The sequence below is a fragment of the Streptomyces sp. NPDC018833 genome, from assembly GCF_044390825.1.
Lineage (GTDB): Bacteria > Actinomycetota > Actinomycetes > Streptomycetales > Streptomycetaceae > Streptomyces.
Genome location: NZ_JBIRZM010000001.1, coordinates 297,396 through 318,832, shown reverse-complemented (window position 1 = coordinate 318,832; position 21,437 = coordinate 297,396). Strand labels below are relative to the sequence as shown.

At 72.0% G+C, this 21,437-nt stretch carries 17 protein-coding genes, 1 tRNA gene and 1 pseudogene; 8 read left to right on the top strand and 11 right to left on the bottom strand.

All coding sequences use genetic code 11. From position 1 onward, the window contains the following. Window positions 1-51 precede the first annotated feature (51 nt). On the top strand, window positions 52-1,413 hold the full coding sequence (locus tag ACH5AF_RS01430; RefSeq protein ID WP_398899238.1) for a VWA domain-containing protein: 1,362 nt from the start codon (window positions 52-54) through the stop codon (window positions 1,411-1,413). A gap of 71 nt (window positions 1,414-1,484) precedes the next feature. Continuing rightward, the gene (locus ACH5AF_RS01425; RefSeq protein WP_398899237.1) at window positions 1,485-2,822 is read left to right on the top strand and encodes an FHA domain-containing protein; all 1,338 of its coding nucleotides are present in this window, start codon (window positions 1,485-1,487) and stop codon (window positions 2,820-2,822) included. 496 nt (window positions 2,823-3,318) lie between these two features. On the opposite strand, the gene ACH5AF_RS01420 is transcribed toward ACH5AF_RS01425, so the two are convergent. Beyond that, entirely contained in the window at window positions 3,319-4,302 is a 984-nt protein-coding gene (locus tag ACH5AF_RS01420) for a methyltransferase domain-containing protein (protein ID WP_398899236.1), read from the bottom strand. Between the two features lie 142 nt (window positions 4,303-4,444). On the opposite strand from ACH5AF_RS01420, the gene ACH5AF_RS01415 reads away from it, so the two are divergent. Then, entirely contained in the window at window positions 4,445-4,852 is a 408-nt protein-coding gene (locus ACH5AF_RS01415; protein WP_398899235.1) for a globin, read from the top strand. A gap of 162 nt (window positions 4,853-5,014) precedes the next feature. Next, a pseudogene (locus ACH5AF_RS01410) lies at window positions 5,015-5,324 on the top strand (ABC transporter ATP-binding protein); the annotation flags it as partial. 211 nt (window positions 5,325-5,535) lie between these two features. Here the strand turns inward: ACH5AF_RS01410 and ACH5AF_RS01405 are convergent. Genes ACH5AF_RS01405 through ettA form a run of 3 tightly spaced genes read right to left on the bottom strand, consistent with a single transcriptional unit; the run spans window position 5,536 to window position 8,346 of the window. Continuing rightward, window positions 5,536-6,204 carry a hypothetical protein gene (locus tag ACH5AF_RS01405; protein WP_398899234.1) on the bottom strand — a complete coding sequence of 223 codons (669 nt, stop codon included), beginning with the start codon at window positions 6,202-6,204 and terminating at the stop codon, window positions 5,536-5,538. Between the two features lie 8 nt (window positions 6,205-6,212). Then, entirely contained in the window at window positions 6,213-6,674 is a 462-nt protein-coding gene (locus tag ACH5AF_RS01400) for an acyl-CoA thioesterase (RefSeq protein WP_398899233.1), read from the bottom strand. Window positions 6,675-6,681: 7 nt separating this feature from the next. Beyond that, complete coding sequence (gene ettA / locus ACH5AF_RS01395) at window positions 6,682-8,346, bottom strand: energy-dependent translational throttle protein EttA (protein ID WP_398899232.1); 1,665 nt, start codon at window positions 8,344-8,346, stop codon at window positions 6,682-6,684. 404 nt (window positions 8,347-8,750) lie between these two features. On the opposite strand from ettA, the gene ACH5AF_RS01390 reads away from it, so the two are divergent. Next, complete coding sequence (locus ACH5AF_RS01390) at window positions 8,751-9,071, top strand: DMT family transporter (RefSeq protein WP_398899231.1); 321 nt, start codon at window positions 8,751-8,753, stop codon at window positions 9,069-9,071. After that, entirely contained in the window at window positions 9,071-9,721 is a 651-nt protein-coding gene (locus tag ACH5AF_RS01385) for a TetR/AcrR family transcriptional regulator (protein ID WP_398899230.1), read from the top strand. Before ACH5AF_RS01390 ends, ACH5AF_RS01385 begins: the two co-directional genes overlap by 1 nt. A 473-nt stretch (window positions 9,722-10,194) precedes the next feature. Here ACH5AF_RS01385 and ACH5AF_RS01380 read toward each other — a convergent pair whose 3' ends face one another. The 4 genes from ACH5AF_RS01380 to ACH5AF_RS01365 all read right to left on the bottom strand — a co-directional run bounded on the left by ACH5AF_RS01380 (window position 10,195) and on the right by ACH5AF_RS01365 (window position 16,336). Beyond that, window positions 10,195-11,610, bottom strand: a complete 1,416-nt coding sequence (locus ACH5AF_RS01380; RefSeq protein WP_398899229.1) for a Cys-Gln thioester bond-forming surface protein — start codon at window positions 11,608-11,610, stop codon at window positions 10,195-10,197. A gap of 520 nt (window positions 11,611-12,130) precedes the next feature. After that, complete coding sequence (locus ACH5AF_RS01375; RefSeq protein ID WP_398899228.1) at window positions 12,131-12,625, bottom strand: single-stranded DNA-binding protein; 495 nt, start codon at window positions 12,623-12,625, stop codon at window positions 12,131-12,133. 141 nt (window positions 12,626-12,766) lie between these two features. Then, window positions 12,767-14,710, bottom strand: a complete 1,944-nt coding sequence (locus tag ACH5AF_RS01370; protein ID WP_398899227.1) for a GTPase — start codon at window positions 14,708-14,710, stop codon at window positions 12,767-12,769. A 6-nt stretch (window positions 14,711-14,716) separates the two neighbouring features. Then, window positions 14,717-16,336 carry a dynamin family protein gene (locus tag ACH5AF_RS01365; protein WP_398899763.1) on the bottom strand — a complete coding sequence of 540 codons (1,620 nt, stop codon included), beginning with the start codon at window positions 16,334-16,336 and terminating at the stop codon, window positions 14,717-14,719. Window positions 16,337-16,641: 305 nt separating this feature from the next. On the opposite strand from ACH5AF_RS01365, the gene ACH5AF_RS01360 reads away from it, so the two are divergent. Together ACH5AF_RS01360 and ACH5AF_RS01355 are read left to right on the top strand one after the other, a co-directional pair. Further along, window positions 16,642-16,714: transfer RNA gene (locus ACH5AF_RS01360), tRNA-Arg, on the top strand. Between the two features lie 476 nt (window positions 16,715-17,190). Then, window positions 17,191-17,634 (top strand): hypothetical protein, encoded by a 444-nt coding sequence (locus tag ACH5AF_RS01355; protein WP_398899226.1) that lies wholly within the window; start codon window positions 17,191-17,193, stop codon window positions 17,632-17,634. Window positions 17,635-17,741: 107 nt separating this feature from the next. Here the strand turns inward: ACH5AF_RS01355 and ACH5AF_RS01350 are convergent, their stop codons facing one another. The 3 genes from ACH5AF_RS01350 to ACH5AF_RS01340 all read right to left on the bottom strand — a co-directional run bounded on the left by ACH5AF_RS01350 (window position 17,742) and on the right by ACH5AF_RS01340 (window position 21,394). Next, window positions 17,742-18,962, bottom strand: coding sequence for an FG-GAP-like repeat-containing protein (locus tag ACH5AF_RS01350; RefSeq protein ID WP_398899225.1), 1,221 nt, complete (start codon window positions 18,960-18,962; stop codon window positions 17,742-17,744). Between the two features lie 270 nt (window positions 18,963-19,232). Further along, entirely contained in the window at window positions 19,233-19,706 is a 474-nt protein-coding gene (locus ACH5AF_RS01345; RefSeq protein WP_398899224.1) for a DUF1772 domain-containing protein, read from the bottom strand. Between the two features lie 92 nt (window positions 19,707-19,798). After that, a complete protein-coding gene (locus tag ACH5AF_RS01340) occupies window positions 19,799-21,394 on the bottom strand; it encodes a von Willebrand factor type A domain-containing protein (protein WP_398899223.1) in 1,596 nt (531 codons plus the stop codon). Window positions 21,395-21,437: the final 43 nt, after the last annotated feature.

The following is a 21,437-nucleotide window of genomic DNA, read 5'->3' as shown; positions in this document are numbered from 1 at the left end:
CGTCCCTGTCCCGACCCATCGCCCAGGTGGGGCGCCGAGGAGCCGATTCCGATGGCCGTTTTCTCCAAGTCCCAGGTGCCGCAGTTCTCGGTCGACGTCTACCAGAACGAATACCTCCCCGAGGGCGGCCGCGAGGTCAACGCGATCGTCACCGTGACGTCGACCGGTGGCGGCACCACCGGCGGCGTGCCGCTGCTCGGAGCGTCGCCTAACCCGTCGTCCGTACCGGGCGGCGCCGCCCCGGACGCCGGTGTCGTGATCATGGTCGACTGCTCCGGCTCGATGGACCACCCGCCGACGAAGATGCGCAACGCCCGGGACGCCACGGCCGCCGCCATCGACACACTGCGCGACGGAGTCGCCTTCGCCGTGGTCGCGGGCACCCACAAGGCGGCCGAGGTCTACCCCGGCGGTGGCCGCCTCGCCGTCGCCGATCCGGCGACCCGCACCCAGGCCAAGGACGCGCTGCGCCGGCTGAGTGCGGGCGGCGGCACCGCCATCGGGACCTGGCTGCGGCTGGCGGACCGGCTGCTCTCCTCGTCCGACGTGGCGATCCGGCACGCCATCCTGCTCACCGACGGCCGCAACGAGCACGAGTCGCCCGAGGATCTCCGCGCGGCGCTGGCGGAGTGCGCGGGCCGCTTCACCTGCGACGCCCGCGGTGTGGGCACCGACTGGGAGGTCAAGGAGGTCACCGGCATCGCCTCCGCCCTGCTCGGCACGGCCGACATCGTCGCCGATCCGAGCGGACTGACCGCCGACTTCACGCAGATGATGGAGAACGCGATGGGCAAGGGGGTCGCGGACGTGGCGCTGCGGCTGTGGACGCCCGTCGGTGTGGAGATCGGCTTCGTCAAGCAAGTCGCGCCGAGGGTGGAGGACCTGACCGGGCGCCGTAGCGAGGTCCCTCCCCGGGCAGGGGACTATCCGACCGGTTCCTGGGGCGACGAGTCGCGCGACTACCACGTGTGCGTGCGGGTGCCGCAGGCCGGCATAGGCCAGGAGATGCTGGCGGCGCGCGTCTCACTGATCGTTCCGGCGGCGGACGGCGGCGCTCCGGAGGTCCTGGCCCAGGGGCTCGTACGGGCGGTGTGGACGGACGACATGGTGGCGTCGACCTCGATCAATCCGCAGGTCGCGCATTACACGGGCCAGGCGGAACTGGCCCAGGTCATCCAGCAGGGCCTGGATGCCCGCAAGATGGGCGACATCGACGGCGCGACGGCGAAACTGGGACGCGCGGTGCAGCTCGCGGCCCATTCCGGGAACGAGGACACTGCGAAACTGCTTTCGAAGGTGGTGGACGTCGTCGATGCGGCGACGGGTACTGTGCGACTGAAGGCGAAGGTCGCGGAGGCGGACGAGATGACTCTCGAAACGCGCTCCACCAAGACGGTTCGCGTGAAGAAGTAGACACGAACAGTACGCACGAGCGGACGTGGATCGGCCCTGGGGCCGCCAGAAGGAGAGGGGGACGCGCCGACATGCCGACCTGCCCGAACGGACACCAGTCGGGTTCCGACGACTGGTGCGAGGTCTGCGGCCACCGCATGGCCGGTCCTGGCGCCCCCTCGGGAGCCATGCCGCCACCGCCTCCCCCGCCGCCCTCCTACGGCTACCCGGGAGGCGATCCGAACGCCACCGCCCAGGCCGAGCTCTGCCCGCAGTGCCGTACGCCGCGCGAGGCCATGGCCCCGTTCTGCGAGGAGTGCCGGTACAACTTCCTCACGAACACCGCCACTTCCTACACGCCGGCGGCGGCGCCGCAGCCCGGGCTGAACCTTCCGCCGGGCTTCCAGGCCCAGCCGGGACCGCCCGCGCCGCCGCCGCATCAGGCGCCGCCCCCGCATCAGGGGCCCCCGCCTCCGCCGCCCCAGCAGGGCCCGCCGCCGCATCAGGGGCCCCCGCGGCCCCCGCAGCAGCGTGACCCCTTCGAGTACCAGGGCTCGCGGCCGTCGCAGATGAATCGGCCCGCCGAGCCGCTGGGGCAGGAGCCTTCCGGGCCGCAGCAGCCTCCGCAGGCGTTCCAGCAGAGCGGCCCGCCGCCCGCCTTCCAGCAGTCCGGTCCGCCGCCCGCCTTCCAGCAGTCCGGTCCCCCGGCGCCGCCCGCGCCGCCGCAGCGCACGGGCGGTGGCGACGACTGGATGCTGTCACCACCGTCGCGCACCCAGTCGCCCCCGCCGCCGGCCCCCCACGGACCGCAGGGACCGCAAGCACCGCAGCACCAGGGACCGCAAGCACCGCAGGGGCCGCAGGCACCGCAGCACCAGGGACCGCAGGGGCCGCAGGCACCACAGGCACCGCAGCACCATGGACCTCAAGCACCGCAGGCACCACAGGCACCGCAGCACCAGGGCCCGCCGCCGTTCCAGCAGCAGGGCGGGCAGCCTCCCCAGTTCCCGGGCCGGCCGGCCCAGGCGAGCTGGACGGCTGTGATCGGCCCCGACCGCGAATACTTCATGGCGATGATGCAGCGCAGCGGCCCGGAGGCCACGGGGCTCAACCTGCCCGCGTACTCCCCCGAGCAGCACCTGCCGCTCACCGGTACCCAGGTCACGATCGGCCGCCGCAGGCACTCGACGGGAGAGTCGCCCGACATCGATCTGTCCGTGCCGCCGGAGGACCCCGGCGTCTCGCACCAGCATGCGGTGCTGGTGCAGCAGCCGGACGGCTCCTGGGCCGTCGTGGACCAGAACTCCACGAACGGCACGACACTCAACGGCGCCGAGGACCCGATCCAGCCCTATGTCCCGATCCCGCTGAACGACGGCGACCGGGTCCATGTCGGGGCCTGGACGACGATCAGGGTCCGCCGCGGCTGAAGTTCCTTCGCCCCCAGACCGGGCCACCGGTCCGGGGGCGGCCACGCCGGATCACCCTCGATTCATGGACCCGAGCCGACCGCCTCCACGAGCGACCTCCCCGCAGCCCAGCGACCTCGACGAGTTCGCGCCTGCCGAGGCATCGACGCCTGTGGTGCCGACGCTCGTCGCGTCGCGCTGCGCGGGGATGGCAGCCTTGCGACGAAGCACTGGGCTGCCGCCGTCCAGGCCGAAGCGTACGCGTGGCTCGGCGACTTCGATGCCTGCGAAGAAATAGCGGATGCCCTGCTTGGCGCGGAAGCCCTGCACGCCGAGGTGTCCGACTACGATGCGGCGGTTCCTGGCAAGGAGACGGCCTGCTGGTCGCCGTTCACGTCGCCGTAGGTGGCCCTGATCAGGAAGCGGGTCATCAGCTCGTGCGCCCGGTGCAGGCCTCGTCCCCATACCGGGCCACCGGTCCGGAGGCGGCCACGCACCGTGCCCCGCGCCCCTGCCGTCAGGCGGACGGGCCGAGCGGCCAGACGTACGGCCCCTCGGGGTCGTCCAGCCAGGCCCACTGGTGGGCGTCGGCGACGGTGATCCCGAAACGGTTGCGCTCGGGGCGCCGCTCGCGGTCCCACAGGGACATGGCCTCGCGGGGATCCAGGCTGCCCGCGGTCAGGCTCAGCAGGAAGCGGAACAGGTCGTTCTCGACCGCGCGCCGGGGCAGTCCGCCCCCTCGCGCCTCCGGCGGAACCTGGGTGCCGCGCAGCGGTACGAAGTACGCCGACGTCCGCAGGAAACGCCCCTCCGCAGTCCGCCCTTCCGGGCCCTGGCGCACCCGCAGCGCGATGATGCCCGTCGACAGCGGAGCGACGATCCGGGCCCCGGGGTGGCACTGCGGCAGCCACTCGTGCGGCACCGACGGCAGCGTGCAGGTCGCGATGACGCAGTCGAAGGGAGCGCGCTCCGGGCAGCCGCGCGCGCCGTCGCCGGTGACGACGGCGGGCCGGTAGCCGGCGGCGGCCAGGTGCCTGCGGGCGGTCTCGGTGATCTCCGGGTCCAGGTCGACGGTGGTGACCGCCTCGGCGCCGAGGCGGTGCGCCAGCAGGGCCGCGTTGTAGCCGGTGCCCGCGCCGATCTCCAGCGCCGTTTCGCCGTCGCGTACGTCGAGGGCTTCGAGCATCTCGGCCATGAGCGAGGGCTGGCTGGAGGAGGAGACCTGTTCACCGTCGCGGACCCGAGTGGCGAGCGGCTCGTCGGCATAGGCCCCGCGCAGCCACCGGTCCTGCCGTTCGGGATCGGGGTCCTCGCACCACAGGCGCTCGTACGAGCCTGCCCTGCCGATGAAGTAGTACGGCACGAACAGATGCCGCGGCACCTCCTCGAACGCCGCCCGCCAGGCGGGGTCGGTCAGCCCGCCGGACGCCACGATGCGGCGCACGAGCGCGGAGCGCGCCTCTGCGCCCGGCTCGGCGAATCGGTCCGCGTGTGCACCCATGCCTCCACTCTCCTGCGCCCGCGGCGGCGAAGCGAGCGCCCCCGCCGGGCGGCGCACAGCCCCTCGCCCCACCCCCGCGGCCTTCGAATGCAAGGGTCCTGGGCCTGGCGTCCTAGGTCGGTGCGTCTGAGAGCATGGACGGGTGAACGAGATTCCGCGCGGGACGCTTCAGGAGCAGACCTTCTACGAGCAGGTCGGCGGCGAGGAGACCTTTCGGCGCCTCGTACACCGGTTCTACCAGGGTGTCGCCGAGGACCCGCTGCTGCGGCCGATGTACCCGGAGGAGGACCTCGGTCCCGCAGAGGAGCGGCTCGCGCTGTTCCTGATGCAGTACTGGGGCGGACCGCGCACCTACAGCGACAACCGCGGCCACCCCCGGCTGCGGATGCGGCACGCGCCGTTCACCGTCGACCGGGCGGCGCACGACGCCTGGCTGCGGCACATGCGGACGGCGGTCGACGAGCTCGGCCTGTCCGAGGAGCACGAGCAGCAGCTCTGGGACTACCTCACCTACGCCGCGGCCTCCATGGTCAACACCGCGGACGAGTAGCCCGCCGCGGGCGGGAATGCCCGCTCGGCACGGAGTCCGGTCACCCGTCGCGGCCGCACCCGCCGGGTGCGCTCGCGGGCTGGCAGTCCAGCCGCAGACCGCTGTGCGGCGCGGACCCCGTCCTGCTGCTGGTGCCGGCCGCGGCGATGGGCAGCTGGCGACTTCCGCCGCGCCAACGAGGAACTGGGCACGACGATCATGATCGTCACCCATGACCAGGCGGTCGCGACCGAGGTCCGCCGCACGGTCGCCATCCGCGACGGCCGCACCTCCACCGAGGTCCTGCGCCGCACGGACATCGACGCGACGACGGGCGAGGAATCGGTGGTGGCCCGCGGATACGCGATGCTCGACCGCGCCGGCCGCCTCCAGCTCCCCGCGGAGTACACCTCGGCCCAGGGGGATGGCGGACCGGGTTGCCCTGGAACTGGAACGCGGCCACATCGCCGTGTGGCCAGACGGCACACACTGACCCGGCTCCGCCCTGGCCGGCACACGCGCCGCGAAGCGGGGCACAGCGGGCACAGCGGGACCGTGGAGGAGTCCACGCCCGGGGCGGGGCACGCGCCGCGAAGCCGGCGCGGTGGGGAACGGGGGCGGAGCCGCCGGGTCTCGTCAGAGTTTCGGGGGGCGGGGCGGGGAACTCCGCCGCAGGCGCAACCGCCCCGACGCGACCGTCAGGGTCAGTGCGCGGCGCGCACGGGCGTCACACTCAACCCGCCCAGCCCGTTCGTGCGGACCGCGACCGAGCCGAACGGCGTCCGCAGCCTCAGCCACGTCCCCGTCGACAGCAGCGCCGCCGGCACTCCCGGTCGCAGGAAGCCGAGCGCCTGGGCCGCGTGCACCGCGCGCAGCGGCAGGCCCGTGCCCCCGACCGAGCGCGACCAGATCTCGCGGCCGATACGGTCGCGTTCGGCGCGCGTGCGCCGTTCCGCAGGCAGCGCCTCGTCCCGCGCGCGGAACTCCGCGACGGCCGCCGCCACCGCTCCGCGCATCGCCTGCACCTCCGGCAACCCCGCCAGTTCGCGCCAGCCGCCGCGCGGCGGCAGCACCCCGGCCCACGGCGGCCCGGTCACGGCACCCGGCACGGTGAACTCCGCGCCGCCCAGCGACTCCAGCAGCTCCCCGGCCGACACGGTGACGTCGAGCTCGACGGCCTCGGCCAGCCGTGCCGTACGGATCGCGAGCACCTCGAAGGAGGGCGGGCGCCCGAAGACGGCGAGCGCACCGCTGCCCGCCTGCAGCCTGACCGCGGCTGCGCGGTCGTAGTGGATCAGCCGGGCGAGGAAGGCGGCGAGATCGTCCGCCTCCCTCGCGTCGGCGAGATGCAGGCTCTGCACAGGAACGGACATGGGCACGGTCATGCGACGAGGGCGTCCTCGGCCTTGGCGTCGCCGTCGCCGGCCTCGTCGTCGAGGTACTTCTGCAGGAAGGACTTCTCCTCCGCGCTGATCCGGCGCGGCCTGCCCTCGTCGAGGTTGTAGGGGACGACGATCGTCGAGGCCCGCACGTACACCTGCGCCGGGTCGTCGGCCTCCTTCACCTCGTAGGCGATGGTCAGCGACGCCGCGGCGATCTTGGTGACCCACGACTCGATGACGACCGGCTCGTGGCGGTGGACCAGCGGCCGCACATAGTCGATCTCGTGGCGGGCGACGACCGATCCGCCGGAGAAGGACGGCGAACCGTCCCCCGGCGCCAGCCGGAACATGAAGTCGATCCGCGCCTCTTCCAGATACCGCAGGAAGACGACGTTGTTGACGTGCCCGAAGGCGTCCATGTCCGACCAGCGCAGGGGGCAGCGGTAGATGTGGCGAGCCATGCGCTGCTCAGCCCCGGGTGAGCTTCTTGTAGGTGGCACGGTGCGGACGCGCCGCGTCCGGGCCGAGACGCTCGATCTTGTTCTTCTCGTAGGACTCGAAGTTGCCCTCGAACCAGAACCACTTGGAGTCGCCCTCGTACGCCAGGATGTGCGTGGCGACGCGGTCGAGGAACCATCGGTCGTGGGAGACGACCACGGCCGCACCGGGGAACTCCAGGAGCGCGTTCTCCAGGGAGGACAGGGTCTCCACGTCGAGGTCGTTGGTCGGCTCGTCGAGGAGCAGCAGGTTGCCGCCCTGCTTGAGGGTGAGCGCGAGGTTGAGGCGGTTGCGCTCACCACCGGAGAGGACCCCGGCCGGCTTCTGCTGGTCCGGGCCCTTGAAGCCGAAGGCGCTCACGTACGCGCGGGACGGCATCTCGACCTGGCCGACGTTGATGTAGTCCAGCTCGTCGGAGACGACGGCCCACAGCGTCTTCTTGGGGTCGATGTTGGCGCGGCTCTGGTCGACGTAGGAGATCTTGACCGTGTCACCGACCTTGATGTCGCCGGAGTCCGCGGTCTCCAGACCCTGGATCATCTTGAACAGGGTCGTCTTTCCGGCGCCGTTCGGGCCGATGACGCCGACGATGCCGTTGCGCGGCAGCGTGAAGGAGAGGTCGTCGATGAGGACCTTGTCGCCGAACGCCTTGGAGAGGTTGTTCACCTCGACGACGACGGAGCCCAGACGCGGGCCCGGCGGGATCTGGATCTCCTCGAAGTCCAGCTTCCGCATCTTGTCCGCCTCGGCGGCCATCTCCTCGTAACGCGCGAGACGGGCCTTGGACTTGGCCTGTCGGCCCTTGGCGTTGGAGCGGACCCATTCCAGCTCGTCCTTGAGCCGCTTCTGACGCTTGGCGTCCTTCTGGCCCTCGACCTTCAGACGGGAGGCCTTGTTCTCCAGGTAGGTGGAGTAGTTGCCCTCGTACGGGTGGGCGCGGCCGCGGTCGAGCTCGAGGATCCACTCGGCCACGTTGTCGAGGAAGTAACGGTCGTGGGTGATGGCGACGACGGTGCCGGCGTACTTGGCGAGGTGCGCCTCCAGCCACTGCACCGACTCGGCGTCGAGGTGGTTGGTGGGCTCGTCGAGGAGCAGCAGGTCGGGGGCCTCGAGGAGCAGCTTGCACAGGGCGACGCGGCGCTTCTCGCCACCGGAGAGGTTGGTGACCGCCCAGTCGGCGGGCGGGCAGCCGAGGGCGTCCATGGCCTGCTCGAGCTGGGCGTCGAGGTCCCACGCGTTCGCGTGGTCGAGCTCCTCCTGGAGCTTGCCCATCTCCTCCATCAGCTCGTCCGTGTACTCGGTCGCCATCTGCTCGGCGATCTCGTTGAAACGGTCGAGCTTGCCCTTGACGTCGGCGACGCCCATCTGGACGTTCTCGAGGACGGTCTTGGACTCGTCGAGCGGTGGCTCCTGGAGGAGGATGCCGACGGAGTAGCCGGGCGAGATGAAGGCGTCGCCGTTGGACGGCTGCTCCAGGCCCGCCATGATCTTCAGCACGGTGGACTTACCGGCGCCGTTGGGGCCGACCACACCGATCTTCGCACCGGGCAGGAAGCTCAGCGTCACGTCATCGAGGATGACCTTGTCGCCGTGCGCCTTGCGCGTCTTGCGCATCGTGTAGATGTACTCAGCCAAGAGAAACCGTCCGGCAAGCAGTGGGTGGGCAGATACACCCATCTTGCCGTACGCCTCCCCCCGGACGGAAACCGCGGCCCGGGCCCGGCCGCCCGGCGTGGGCTGTGCCATGCGCCCCGGCCCACGCGGCACCGTCCGTGACGAGCCGGGGATCCCTGCAACGGCCCAGGCCCCCGACGCGGCGGCCGGAGCGCCCCGGGTCGGGGCCTGGGCACATCACCGCCCGCCGCGACGGGGCGTGGGGCCGCCCGCTGCGAGGGGGCTGAGTCACCCGCACGCGACAAGGCGAGGAGTGCTCCGCTCTTGTGGTGGTGCCAGTCGTTGCGCCAGAGACCACGGCCGGCCCGCAGGGTGTTCAACACGTTTGCGTACGCGCGTACACAACGATGTGTACGCTCGTGCACATGGCATACGGACTGCTGGCCGCGGCCATCGCGGCGGAGGTGGCCGGGACGACGGCCATGAAGTACAGCGAGGGCTTCAGCAAGCTGTGGCCCTCGCTCGGCACGCTGGCCGGGTATCTGCTCGCCTTCGCGCTGCTCGCCCAGACCCTGAAGACGATGCAGGTCGGCACCGCGTACGCGATCTGGGCCGGGGTGGGCACCGCGGCCGTCGCCGCGATCGGGATCCTCTTCCTCGGCGAGTCGGCCGGGCTCGTCAAGCTCGCCGGGATCGTCTTCGTGATCTTCGGTGTCGTGCTGCTCAATCTCAGCGGGGCGCACTGATGGCGGCGGCACGGCGCTACGACCCCGAGCGGCGCCAGCGGATCATCGACGCCGCGATCCGGGCGGTGGGCCGCTCCGGCATCGCCGGGCTCAGCCATCGCACGGTCGCGGCCGAGGCGGATGTGCCGCTCGGCTCCACCACGTACCACTTCAAGACCCTCGACGACCTCCTCGTGGCCGCCCTTCGCCAGGCCAACGAGGGCTTCGCCAAGGTCGTACGCGAACACGGCGGCGCCCTCGCCGACCCCGGCTGCGATCTCGCGGCCGAGCTGGCCCGGCTGACCGGCCGGTGGCTGGGCGGCGACCGCACCGGCGTGGAGCTGGAGTACGAGCTCTACCTCGCCGCGTTGCGCCGCCCCGCGCTGCGCACCGTCGCCGCCGAGTGGTGCGAGGAGGTCGCCGAACTGCTCGCCCGGCGCACCGACCCACGCACCGGACGCGCCCTGGTCGCGTTGCTCGACGGGATCTGCCTGCAAGTACTGCTGACGGGTGGGGAGTACGACGAGGAGTACGCGAGGGATGCCCTCAGGCGGGTGATCGGGGCGAGTGACCAGCCGGTCCCCGACGGCGCGGTCGGGCGCGGAGCCCCCCGCAGCGAAGCTTCCGGCGCGCGCGTAGTGCCCGCGGATCGCGACGCGTTCCGGGCGTAGCACCCGCCGCCCCGGCGCTCTGGGTGCGCGGAGTGCGCGGAGTGCCCGCGAGGCGTCTGAGACGCGCGGGTACCGGGCGCTCCCCGCGACAGGCGGGGCGGAGCCACCTGCCACCGGGATACTCCCGCGCGTAACCACCCCGGCCGGCAAGGGCCGGGCACTCCCCGTGAGGGTGTCGGCGCAGGCGCAGCCGGTGCAAGGGCGGGCGGAATGGCAGCACGGACGCCCAACAGCCGGAGAGCCTGCCGCCGCCGACGGAGGCCCAGTCCGTCCCGACGGTAACCGCCCCAGTCACAGGAAGCCCGGAGTCGACCGCGGCGGGGCCGAGGGCTCCCGCGACGGGCCGGGCCTGACGCGATCACCGGCGGAGTGGCACGACGGCCGGTCACCGACGCCCCGTACGAGAGGTGCCCGGCACGTCCTCGTGCCGGGCACCTCTCGTCAGCGCGGGGTCACACCCCGCGGTCGTTCACTCACTCGCCCGCGGCGGACGCCTTCCTGCGGAGGAAGAACACCGCACCGCCGCCGACCAGCAACAGGACGATCGCGATGCCCGCGATCATCGGCGTGGCGCTGGAGCCACCCGTCGCGGCCAGGTCGCCCTCAGGGCCCTCGGAGCCCGAGGAGGTGCCGCCCGCCGAGGCCGGGCTGGGCTGCGGCGACGGGGTCTCGGTGCCCGGCTGCGGCGTACCCGTGGTCTTGCAGTCCAGGACGCCCTTGAAGTTCTTCTCGAAGCCACCCGGTCCGGTGATCGTGAAGTCGTACGCCTGGTCCTCGGCGACCGGCACAGTCACCGTCCGGGACTCGCCGGCCGGGATGGTGTGCTTGATGCCGGCCAGCTCGAAGGTGAACGGAGAGTCACCCTTGTTGCCCGCCGTGATGTCCACACCGCCCTTGGCGCAGTTCTTCTCCGCGGTCACGGACGGGATCGCACCCGTCTTCGCCCACGTCGCGGTCGCGGTCGCGGAGACCGTGGACTGGCTGGACCCGGCAAGGATCTGAGTCTGGCTCTTCGTCGCGCTGGCGAACGCGCGTCCCACCGGCACCGACATGGTCGCCTGCGCGCTCAGCGAGGCCGTCCCGTCGGCCGCGCCCTGGGGAACGTCGAAGTACAGCTTGCTGCCGTTGACCGCGGAAGTGACCGGCTTGCCGGCCTCGTCCGTGATCTTGATGCCGCTGGCCGCCGCGTCCGCCGGAGGCGTGACCGTGACCTGACCGGCGTCGGTGCGCACCGTCACCGGGCCGATCCGGCTGCCGGCCTTGCCGGAGACCGCATTCGGCTCCAGGCTCAGCGATGCCTTGGGCTCGGCGACGTCCTCGGCGGACTTCTCCAGCCAGTCGGCCAGCTTCTCCGCCTGGGGGTCCACCGCCTCGACGTCCGCGCCGTCCGAGAAGCGCCAGATGGCGACCTGGGTACCGGCCGCCGCGGTCTCGGCGGTCAGCGACCCGGCGTCCGCACCCTTGGCCAGCGCCGCGAGGTCGTCGACCTGGGGGTAGGAGTGCTCGAGGATCCAGCGGATCTTGCCCGCGTTCTTGTTCGAGCCGAGCGAGGTCTGACTCCAGGGGGTCTCCAGGTACTTGGCCTGCTCCTGGGTCGGGTTGTGGATGTCGATGCAGTACGTCTTCAGCTGACCGCCACCCTCGACGGTCATCTCGAAGAGCCCGGCGGGGATCTGCTGATCCTTGCCTTCGTTGTGCAGAACAGCCTTGTGGTACGTCTTCAGCCCGTCGAGGGTGGCTACCGCGCCACCCTGGTGCTGCGTACCGTCGTCGGCGGCGGCCATGCCCGCCCCGGCGAGAGAGCCTGTGGCGATCAGGCCCGATACGAGAGCCGCCGCGGCAAGACGACGAGCGGCGCGCCGCCTGCGTACAGCAGACGCAGAGAACACAGCAAACACAGCAGAATTCCCCTCTGGGCGAGCACTTCGCGTGTGACGCGTGGGGGAAGTGTCTCGCCAGCTAACTCAAGTGCCCCGTGAGTACCCGGGAATCCTATGGACGGCGCGCAGCCCAGTCCCCCGTCATGTCATCAGATAACCATTCCGACTCGTAATCGTTATCACGGTCGGTCAGTTCACCCCCTCATCACCCCTTTTTCCGACCGGTGCCCGTCGCTCGGTCCCGTCCGTCAGTCCTCAACTCCCCCTCATGCGACCCCCGCAGGCTCCGGCGTCCGCCACGGCGTCCGGTCCGCCCGTCCCCCAACTCCCCCTCACACCATCCCCGCAGGCTCCGGCGCCACCACCCCCGTCCGGTCCGCCCGTCCCCCAACTCCCCTTCACGCCATCCCCGCAGGCTCCGGCGTCCGCCACGGCGTCCGGTCCGCCCGTCCTCCAACTCCCCTTCACGCCATCCCCGCAGGCTCCGGCGTCCGCCACGGCGTCCGGTCCGCCCGTCCTCCAACTCCCCTCACACCATCCCCGCAGGCTCCGGCGTCCGCCCGCTCACGCCATCCGAGCCGACCGAGGCGACCGAGCCGGGCGCACCGCTCGCGCCATCCGCCTCGCCCGGCTCCGCCCGCCGGGCCGCAGCCGGCACCTGCTCGCCCCTCGTCACCCGCCGGAACGCCGCCGTCCCCCGCGTCAGGTCGTGGCCCGCCGCCAGCGCGTCGATGTCCACGAACGTCCGGCGCCTGCCCTCGCCGTCCTCTTCCCGCACCTTCAACCTGCCGTGCACGACGAGCGGTTCACCCACCGATACGGAAGCAGCCAGATTGGCCGCGAGCGAGCGCCAGGCGAAGACCGTGTAGAAGCTCGTCGGCCCGTCGGTCCAGTTACCGCTCTGCCGGTCCCACCGTCGTGAGGGCACCGCGAAACGGAATCGCGCCATCCCTCCCGTGGCCGTTTCCCGGTACTCCACATTCGTGGCCACATTCCCCACCACCGTCACCACGGTGTCGTTCATGACGGTCACCTCCCCGTCCGGTTGCATTGCCCGATCCCAGTCGGCTCACTGCCGACTCGCTGCCGATCGGACTCCATGCTGGACCGGACGGGGAGGAACTGCAGACGCCTGTGGACAGACGCCTCGTTGGGGAAAACCCGGTCACCCGATCCGGGTACGCACCCTTCCGTGTCCCGTGCCCGGACCCACCCCCGGCCGGGTGGTCCCCGACACCGTCGAGGAGACCGTCGCGTACTGCTCCCGCACCTCCCGGTACCGCATGAGCTCCGCCGACACCGGGTCGAGCACCTTCGCCCTTCCGCACCCGGCGGCCGCCTCCTGCAACCTGCGTCTGATGTCCTGCCCGTACCGCCGCGCGGGCCCCCTGGCCGCCGCCGCGCACGCCCACTCCACCAGCGGGCCGCCCACGATCCCCGCGAGCATCACCAGCACCGGCGGTACGAGCCCCGGCTCCAGCACGCCGATGATCTGGCCCAACAGCCACAGCCCGCCGAAGACCTGAAGCAGCGTCATAGAGACCTGGGCCAGCACGGCGGCCGGCCACCACGCGGGCCGCTGCGGCCGTCCGCTCGTCGCCGCGGCCTCGCGCGCCGCGAGCTCGTCCAGCGCTTCCGGCAGCCCCTCCGCACCGCGTACCGCCGCCTCCCGCACGGCCTGCCCCCAGGGGGCGGGCAGCCCCCGCGACGCTTCGCCGGCGACCGTGCGAACCGCCTGTTCGACCCGCTGGCGCGCGGTGAGTTCCTCCTCCACCGGCACGACGGGCGGCATCAGGGCAGCCCCCGGCATGCGTTTGCGCTCGTACCAGCGCCACAGCCGCAGCCACGGCGTCCCGCACGCCCGCCCCGCGTTCCTGTGCCACTCACGCTCCGCCGCCTCCCCGGCCGCCGTCGCGCCGATCGCGTCCGCCAGCCGTGCCGAGAAGTCCTCGCGGGCGCGCTCGTCCAGCCCCGTCCGGCCTTCGGCGACGTACACGGAGCGCAGCTTCGCCGCCGCCGCGTCCACGTCCGCGGACAGCCGTAGCGCCGGTGCGTCGCGCCCCTGCACGAACGTGCCGATCATCTCCCGCAGTTCACTGACGCCCTCACCGGTGAGCGCCGACAGTGCGAGGACGGTGGCGCCCGGGTCACCGTGCTCCCCCAGCGCCATTCCGTCCTCGTCGAGGAGGCGTCGCAGATCGTCGAGCACCTGGTCGGCGGCTTCACCGGGCAGCCGGTCGATCTGGTTGAGCACCACGAAGGTGATCTCGGCGTGCCCGGCGAGCGGGCGGAGGTAGCGCTCGTGCAGGGCCGCGTCCGCGTACTTCTCGGGGTCGACGACCCAGATCACCGCGTCGACGAGCGCGAGCACCCGGTCGACCTGCTCCCGGTGGCGCACGAGGGCCGAGTCGTGGTCCGGCAGGTCGACCAGGACCAGCCCCTGCAACTGCTCGTCGCCGTCGCCGCCTGCGAGCGGCCTGCGGCGCAGCCGTCCCGGGATGGCGAGCCGGTCCAGCAGGCCCGCGGCCCCGTCCGACCAGGTGCAGGCGATGGGCGCCGACGTCGTGGGCCTGCGCAGCCCGGTCTCCGCGATGCGCACTCCGGCGAGCGCGTTGAACAGGGTCGACTTGCCGCTGCCGGTCGCCCCGGCGATGGCGACGACCGTGTGGCGCGAGGAGAGCCGCTGGCGCGTGGCGGCCTCGTCGAGGACCCGGCCGGCCTCGGCGAGGGTGCGTCCGTCCAGCCGGGTCTGGGAGAGCCCCAGCAGTTCCCGCAGCGCGTTCAGTCGGTGGCGCAGCGGTCCGCCGTAGGCGCCGCCGATCGGCAGGTGGTCGTCCCGGTCTCCCGGCCCGGCGCCGCGCCCGTCCTCGCCCCTGTCCGGGTCCACCTCCGCGTCCTCGTCCTCGTCCGGGGCGTCGGCGGCGTGCCGCAGTTCGGCGCGCCGCGCGATCAGCCCGTCGTCCCAGCGCCCACCGGCCCGGTCACCGGCAGGGTCACCGACGGCGGCACCGTTCACAGGCCCGTTCAAAGGCCCGTTCAAGGGCCCGCCCAGGCCCCCGGCGGCGGTCTCGTTCCCCGCCTCGTTCTGGTCGTCGGTGACGGCGGTCACCCGCGCTCACCTCTCCTTCTGCAGTAGGGACAGCGCGGCGATCAGCTCGGCCTGCGGCTCGGGGGTCACTTCGAGTGCGTCCAGTGGCGCCAGCCGGCGGTCCCGTTCGCTGTGCAGTACGTGGTCGATGTACGTCGAGACCAGCTCGCCGCCCTTGTCGCGCAGCCGCAGCGCGCCCTGGGCGCCGATGCGTTCGGCCAGGCGCTCCCCCGCGCCGCGGGCACGCCGGCCGCCGAGCAGGGCGGTGGCGAGGAGCGCGGCGACGGTCTCGGGGTCGGGGGCGGCGTTGCGCTCCATCCCCCGCACCCCCTCCTCGGCAAGCTCCTCCAGCACCCGCCGCCAGCGGCGTACGGCGATCCCGATCCGTTCGCTCGCCTCCAGGTCGACGCGGTGGTGCGGGCTGACGGCCGCCGCTGCCGGCTCGCGACGCCAGGCTCTGTGCACATGCTCGTCGGCGGCGGCGACGGCGCACTGCAGGAGCGCGGACAGGCTGGCGACGAGGGCGTCGAGCAGTTCATCCGCCGTGCAGTCACGCGGGTAGCCCCGCCAGCGGGTGCGTGCGTCACCGGCGAGCACGGCACCGGCCCGCAGCTGCCCGAGCACGCGTTCGCGCTGCTTCTCGTACGCCTCCTCCACCGCGCCCGTCAGCCGTACGGCCGCCGCGTACTGGGCCGCCACCGCGCTCGCCAGCTCCGGCATCCGCGCGTTCAGGGAGGCGAGCACCCCGCCCGCGGTGCGCCCGAGCGCCTGCTGGCGGGCGGCCGGGTCCTGGGCCCGGTGGGCCAGCCAGGACAGCAGGGGCGCGACGGCGGTGGTGGGCAGCAGCCCGTTGCCGGCGCCCGCGGACTCGGGCAGCTCGGGGATCGTGAACCGCGGCACGTGGCCCAGCCCGGCCTTGGTGAGCAGTGCCGCGTACTGCCGCGACACCTCCTCGACGACCTGGTGCGGCACCCGGTCCAGCACGGTGATCAACGTGGCGTCGTACTCCTTGGCCGTACGCAACAGGTGCCACGGCACGGCATCGGCGTAGCGGGAGGCGGTCGTCACCATCACCCACACGTCTGCGGCGCAGATCAACTCGGCGGCCAGCACCCGGTTCTCCACGACGAGCGAGTCGATGTCGGGCGCGTCGAGGAGCGCGAGCCCACGCGGCAGGGTGGACGCGGTCTCGACCCGCAGCGACTTCTCCTCGGCGGCCCGCCCTCCGGCCCCGCGCTGCCGCTCTCCCACGTCCCTCTCCCCCTGCTCGTCGGCGGGGGGCATCCATACGCGGGTGAACTGCGGAAGCACCCGCATCCCGGCGAACCAGTGGTGGTCGTCGGGGTGGCAGACGAGCACGGGCGTCCGCGTGGTGGGCCGCAGCACCCCGGCCTCGCTGACCTTCCTGCCCACAAGGGAGTTGACGAGTGTGGACTTTCCGGCGCCGGTGGATCCGCCGATGACGGCGAGCAGGGGGGCGTCGGGGTCCTTGAGACGGGGCACGAGATAGTCGTCGAGCTGGGCGAGCAGCTCGACACGCGTCTGCCGGGCGCGCGGCGCGCCGAGAAGGGGGAGCGGCAGACGCACGGCGGCGACACGGTCGCGCAGGGCGGAAAGTGCGTCGATCAGCTGAGGCCGTGCATCCAAGGTCACCACATGCGAAGAATGCCCAATTTGATCGGCTTTTTGAAGCGTATGGGCCTCTCTGCGCGCCGATCAGACAGATGGGACACACGGGGCGAGTGGGACTCAGGCATAACGAGTGCACAACACCCGCGACGCCAGACGTCAAAAGCGATGCACGAACCGCACCCGCCTGCGATTATCGGTTCGCTTCACCGAACCTCCACATCGTGTCACGCAGGTGAGGCAACCGGGCCAAGGCGATCGGAGCCCTATCCTTGTCCCCGGCAGGTCGGACCACCCCTCGTGGGGGGTCCAGGCCGCTTCCGGCCCCCGTAGCTCAGTGGATAGAGCAGGCGCCTTCTAAGCGCTTGGCCGCAGGTTCGAGTCCTGCCGGGGGCGCACGACCCGCACCACCCTCAGGCCCTCCTCCCCGGAGGGCCTTTTCGCTGGTCAGAGGCACCCTAGCGGGAGGGGCGTAGCGGGCGCGTAAGCGCCGGACCGCCCTCGGCTGATCACGACGGGGATCCGGCGCTGTCCGGCTGTCACCGGGTTTCTGTGGGTGGCCCTGTCGAATACGTGTCGAAGTTTCTGGCGGGCCGGTCAGCGATCTTGCGACAGGTCGGGGAGGTCTCCCCCGGCCTCGATCCGCCGCTGGTGATCCTTGAGCTCACTGGAGATGCGGCGAGCGCAAGCGGCGAGGAGGGCTGCCGGCACGCGCTATTGCACCGCCCATTCGGCGACCTGCGCCTGGCCGGGTGCCGGCGTTGACACTTGCCAGGCCGCAACCAGGCCCAGAGCCTGATTCCCACGCTCAGGGCCTGTCAGAGCCTGGTGCTAGCTTGCATCGCTCAACGGAGACGGATGGGAGCGGCCAGGTGGGGGCTTCGGAGTGGGACTACTACGTGCCGTACCAGGAGGACCTGGGCGGGGCACTGGAGGAGCTGCGCCGCAAGGTGTTCGAGGCGGGGGACTACTACTGGGTCAACGGTGCCGGCTGGCGACCGGAGGAGGATCGAGAGCCTCGGCCACAGACGTTGGAGGAGTTGTGGGAGGACGAGCTCGTCCAGGAGACCGGCACTCACTCGATCCTGGATGTCTTCCGCATCCTGGGTCCTGACGACACTCGGGACTACGGCACCGTGGAGCCCGTGACAGCCGAGGAAGCCCGCACGCTGCTGGGCACGGACAAGCCGACCCGGGCCCACGTCAAGGACTTCGACATCTTTCCACGGTCCCGATGGGTCGGCCGATGCGCCGTACTGCATGACGACCAGAGCCAGCCTCAAGAGATCTACTTCTGGGGCCACTCCGGCGACTGATCCGTAGTCAAGGCGCGCTCACAGCCGCCATCAGCAGGCACCGGCGCGGCGCGGCGCCGCGCATGAAGAAAGGGCCTCCGCTCGGAAGCGGAGGCCCTTTCCTTGGATCAGAAGAAGCCGTTCAGGTTCCACCAGTCGCCGGCTGTCTCCACGCGCGCGGCCAGTGCGCCGGTGCCGTGGCCCGGGTACACGAGCTGGCAGCCGACGCCCCGGCATCCTTCGCCGACATAGCTGCTCTTGGTGGTGGTGACGAGGTCGCCATGGCCGTCGCCGGTGACATCGCCCAGGCCCAGGAACGTGTCCATGATGTTCCAGCCACCGTTGCCGATCAGCACACGGGACCCGAGCGCTCCCGCCTTGCCCGGGTACAGGTACAGGTTTCCGGTGGAGGCCTGGCGGGCGATCAGGTCCGCCCGGCCGTCACTGTTCATGTCGCCCGCCCCGACCAGGGCGCTCATGCCGTTCCAGCCGCTGCTGCCGATGAGCTTGCGCGCAGCGAGGGTGCTGGTGCCGGTGCCGGGGTACAGCCAGAGCTTGCCCGTGGCCTTCTCGACGGCCAGCACGTCCGAGCGGCCGTCGCCGGAGAGGTCTCCGTAGGCGACGATCCGGCTCATGGCGTTCCAGCCGCTGGTGCCCATGAGCTTGCGTGCGCCTAGGGTGCCGGTGCCGGTGCCGGGGTACAGCCACAGCTTCCCGGTCGACGCCTCGCGGGCGATCACGTCCTCGCGGCCGTCACCGCTGAAGTCGCCGTGCCGGGCGAGGGCGTTCATGGCGTTCCAGCCGCCGTTGCCGACCAGTTGCCCGGTACCGTCGCCGCGCAGGAACCACAGACGGCCCGCCTTGTCCCGGACGAGGACGTCGGCCCGGAGGTCGGCGTTCAGGTCACCGAAGCCCGCCGCCTGGGGCGCGGTCGACGCGTACCACTCCGGGTAGGCCGGGAAGTAGCACTCCCGCTCGGTGGCGACGAGGCTCACCGAGCTGACGGTGCGGTGCGAGTAACCCCACTCGGTACCCGCGGGGTCGGGGGCCCATATGTCGACGCCGCCGGTCCGGCTGTAGTTCGGATCGTCGTGCAGGCAGGCGAACTTGGCCGTGCGGTTCACGACGGACTGGAACGTGTTGTCCCAGTCCCCCAGCGTCGCCTTGTTGGTGTTCATCTTGAACATGGTGCCTGTGCCGTTGTCGCTCTTCCAGGCACAGAAATAGCCCGCCGGGCAGTCGCTGATCGCGGCCTGCGCGGGCGCCGCGCCCGTGCCGAGGAGCCCGAGCGAGGCGAGCCCCAGCGTCGTGGCCAGCGTGGCCACGCGCCGAAGCAGAGATACGCGCATGTCTTCCCTCCCTGACGCGGCGCGGAGAGACGCTCGACGCGCCGCGACAGGAAGATACCTCGCCGACGTGATCACCGCGTCTCGGGCCTTGCCATCGCGTGCGGCCGGCCCGGCGCCCGGTTGAAAGGCGTCCGACTGGTGCCGCGTTTCAGCGGGTGTCCGCGGAGAATGGGCGGTGAGGTTTCCGGGCACGGCACCGGCGTCGGAGCCGGCCGCGCGGGTACGGCTCCGCCTCCCGCCCCGGCGAACGTCTCCCGGCTTGCCGTCCCGCTACGGAAGCCCCGCGCAGACCAGCAGCGCGAAGGCCGCCAGCGACAGCAGGGTGCGGGTCAGGTGCAGGCGGTTCCAGCGCGTCTCGAAGGCGGTCCGGACCTGGCTGTACGGCACCGGTGGGGTGGCGTTCTCCGACGCCGCCAGCGCGTTGTTGAGGGGGATGTTTCCCGCGACGGTGACCAGGTGGTTGAGGACCGCGCACACGAGCCCCGCGACGATCAACCACCGCTCGCTACCTGTGCGGCCGTCCACTGGGACGGCCAGCGCGGCGGCCGGGAACGCGATGATCGCGAGGAAGACGACGAGGAAGACCCCGCGCGGCACGGTCTCGTTGAGGCGGCGCATCGCGGGCACGAACTGTTCGTCGGACAGCCGGGCGAGGCCGGGCATGATGCCGGTCAGGAAGATGAGCATGAAGCCCGCGTACAGGCCGGTCGAGATGACGGCGAGGGCGAGCAGCAGGGTCGGCATGCGCTACATCGTGGCCCCGCCGCGCCGCGCGGCGCAGCCCAGTTCGCCCGCCACGCGCGTGTCCGCCAGGCCGCCCGCCCCCTGCCCCACCGTCAGCCCTTCAGCCGCTGCGCCTGTCCGATCGCGTCCGCCAGCTCCCGTACCGCGCGGTCCTCCGTCGATTCGGCGAGCCCCCGAGCCCGGTCCCGGAGTTCGTGCAGGCCGGGCGAGCCCGGGACGGAGCCGCCTCGCAGTTCGTCGGCGAAGTACGCGGCCACCGCCGTGACCTGGAGCCGCTTGGACGCGGCGTCCCACAGCGCCCCGTCGATCGCGCCGGTCTCCACCGAGCCCGACCGCTCGTGCGGCGCCCGCGTCGCGGGGTCGAGCCAGCGCACCGTGGCCGTGGCGACATGGCCGCTCGCGCCTTTCCGGAGCCGTACGGCGTACAGCGCGGTCACGGTGTGGCCGGGGCCGACCTCGCCGCCGTCGACGCGGTCGTCGCGGAAGTCGTCGTCGGCGACGGCCCGGTTCTCGTAGCCGATGAGCCGGAACTGCTTCACGGTCTGGGGGTCGAACGCGACCTGGGCCTTGGCGTCGCGGGCGCGCAGTTCGACGTGGGCGGGCAGCTGGTCGACGAAGACCTTCCTGGCCTCCTCCTCGTCGGAGACGTAGGTGGTGTGGCCGTCGCCCTTGTCGGCGAGGCGTTCCATCAACGCGTCGCCGTAGTCGCTGCCGACCCCGATGCCGAAGAGGGTGATGCCGTGCTCCCGGCGGGCGTCGTCGATCCGATCGAGGATCGCGTCGGCCTGGGTCTGTCCTGTGTTGGCGAGCGCGTCGGACAGCAGGACGACCCGATTCGTGGCGCCCTTCCTGCGGCCTTCGACGGCCACCTCGTAACCGGTGGTGACTCCGGCTTCCAGGTTCGTCGAGTCGGTGGGCTCCAGTTCGTCGACGATGTCGTGGATCCGGTCGCGGTTGCCGCCGAGCCGGGTCATGGGCAGCCGGGTCCTCGCCTCGCCGCTGAAGGCGACCACGGCGACCGCGTCGTCGTCGCGCAGCTGGTCGGTGAGGGTGCCGAGCGACTTCCTGACGAGATCCAGGCGGCCGGGTTCGGCCATCGAGCCGGAGATGTCGATGACGAACGTCAGCGCGGCGGGCGGTCGTTCGCTGCTGCGCGCCGGCGCCGCCGTGGCCAGTCCCACGCGGACCAGCGACCAGTCCTCGTCACCACCGTCCCCGTGGATCTCGCCCTCCGTGGCCTGCGGCCGTGCGCCGTCGACCGTGACGGAGAAGCCGTTGCCGTCGGGGCGGTCGTAGTCCTGCCGGAAGCTGTTGACGAACTCCTCGGGCCGGACCTCGTCCGGCCGCGGCAGCCGCCCCTCCTTCAGGGTGCGGCGGGCGTAGCCGTAGGAGGCGGTGTCGACGTCGAGGGCGAACGTGGACAGGTAGTCGGCGGGCGGCGCGGCGCGGACCGCGTCGCTGTCCCCCTCGGCCCCTTCGCTCGGTGCGCCCTGGCCGCCGTCGGGGACGGCGGGCGCCGGTGCGGCCCCGTTCGACCTGCGCGCGTCGGCCTGGTCGGTGGCGATGTTCTCCGAGCCAGAGCAGGCAGACGTCAGCAGCATGCCTCCGGCGAGCGCCACGGCCGACGCGGCCCTGACCGCCCACCCGCCCCTTCTCCCGCGGCACGTCATCCCGGTACGGAACGTCATCCGGCTCTCCCCCTCGCATCGAACGGCACTTGGGAATGTGACG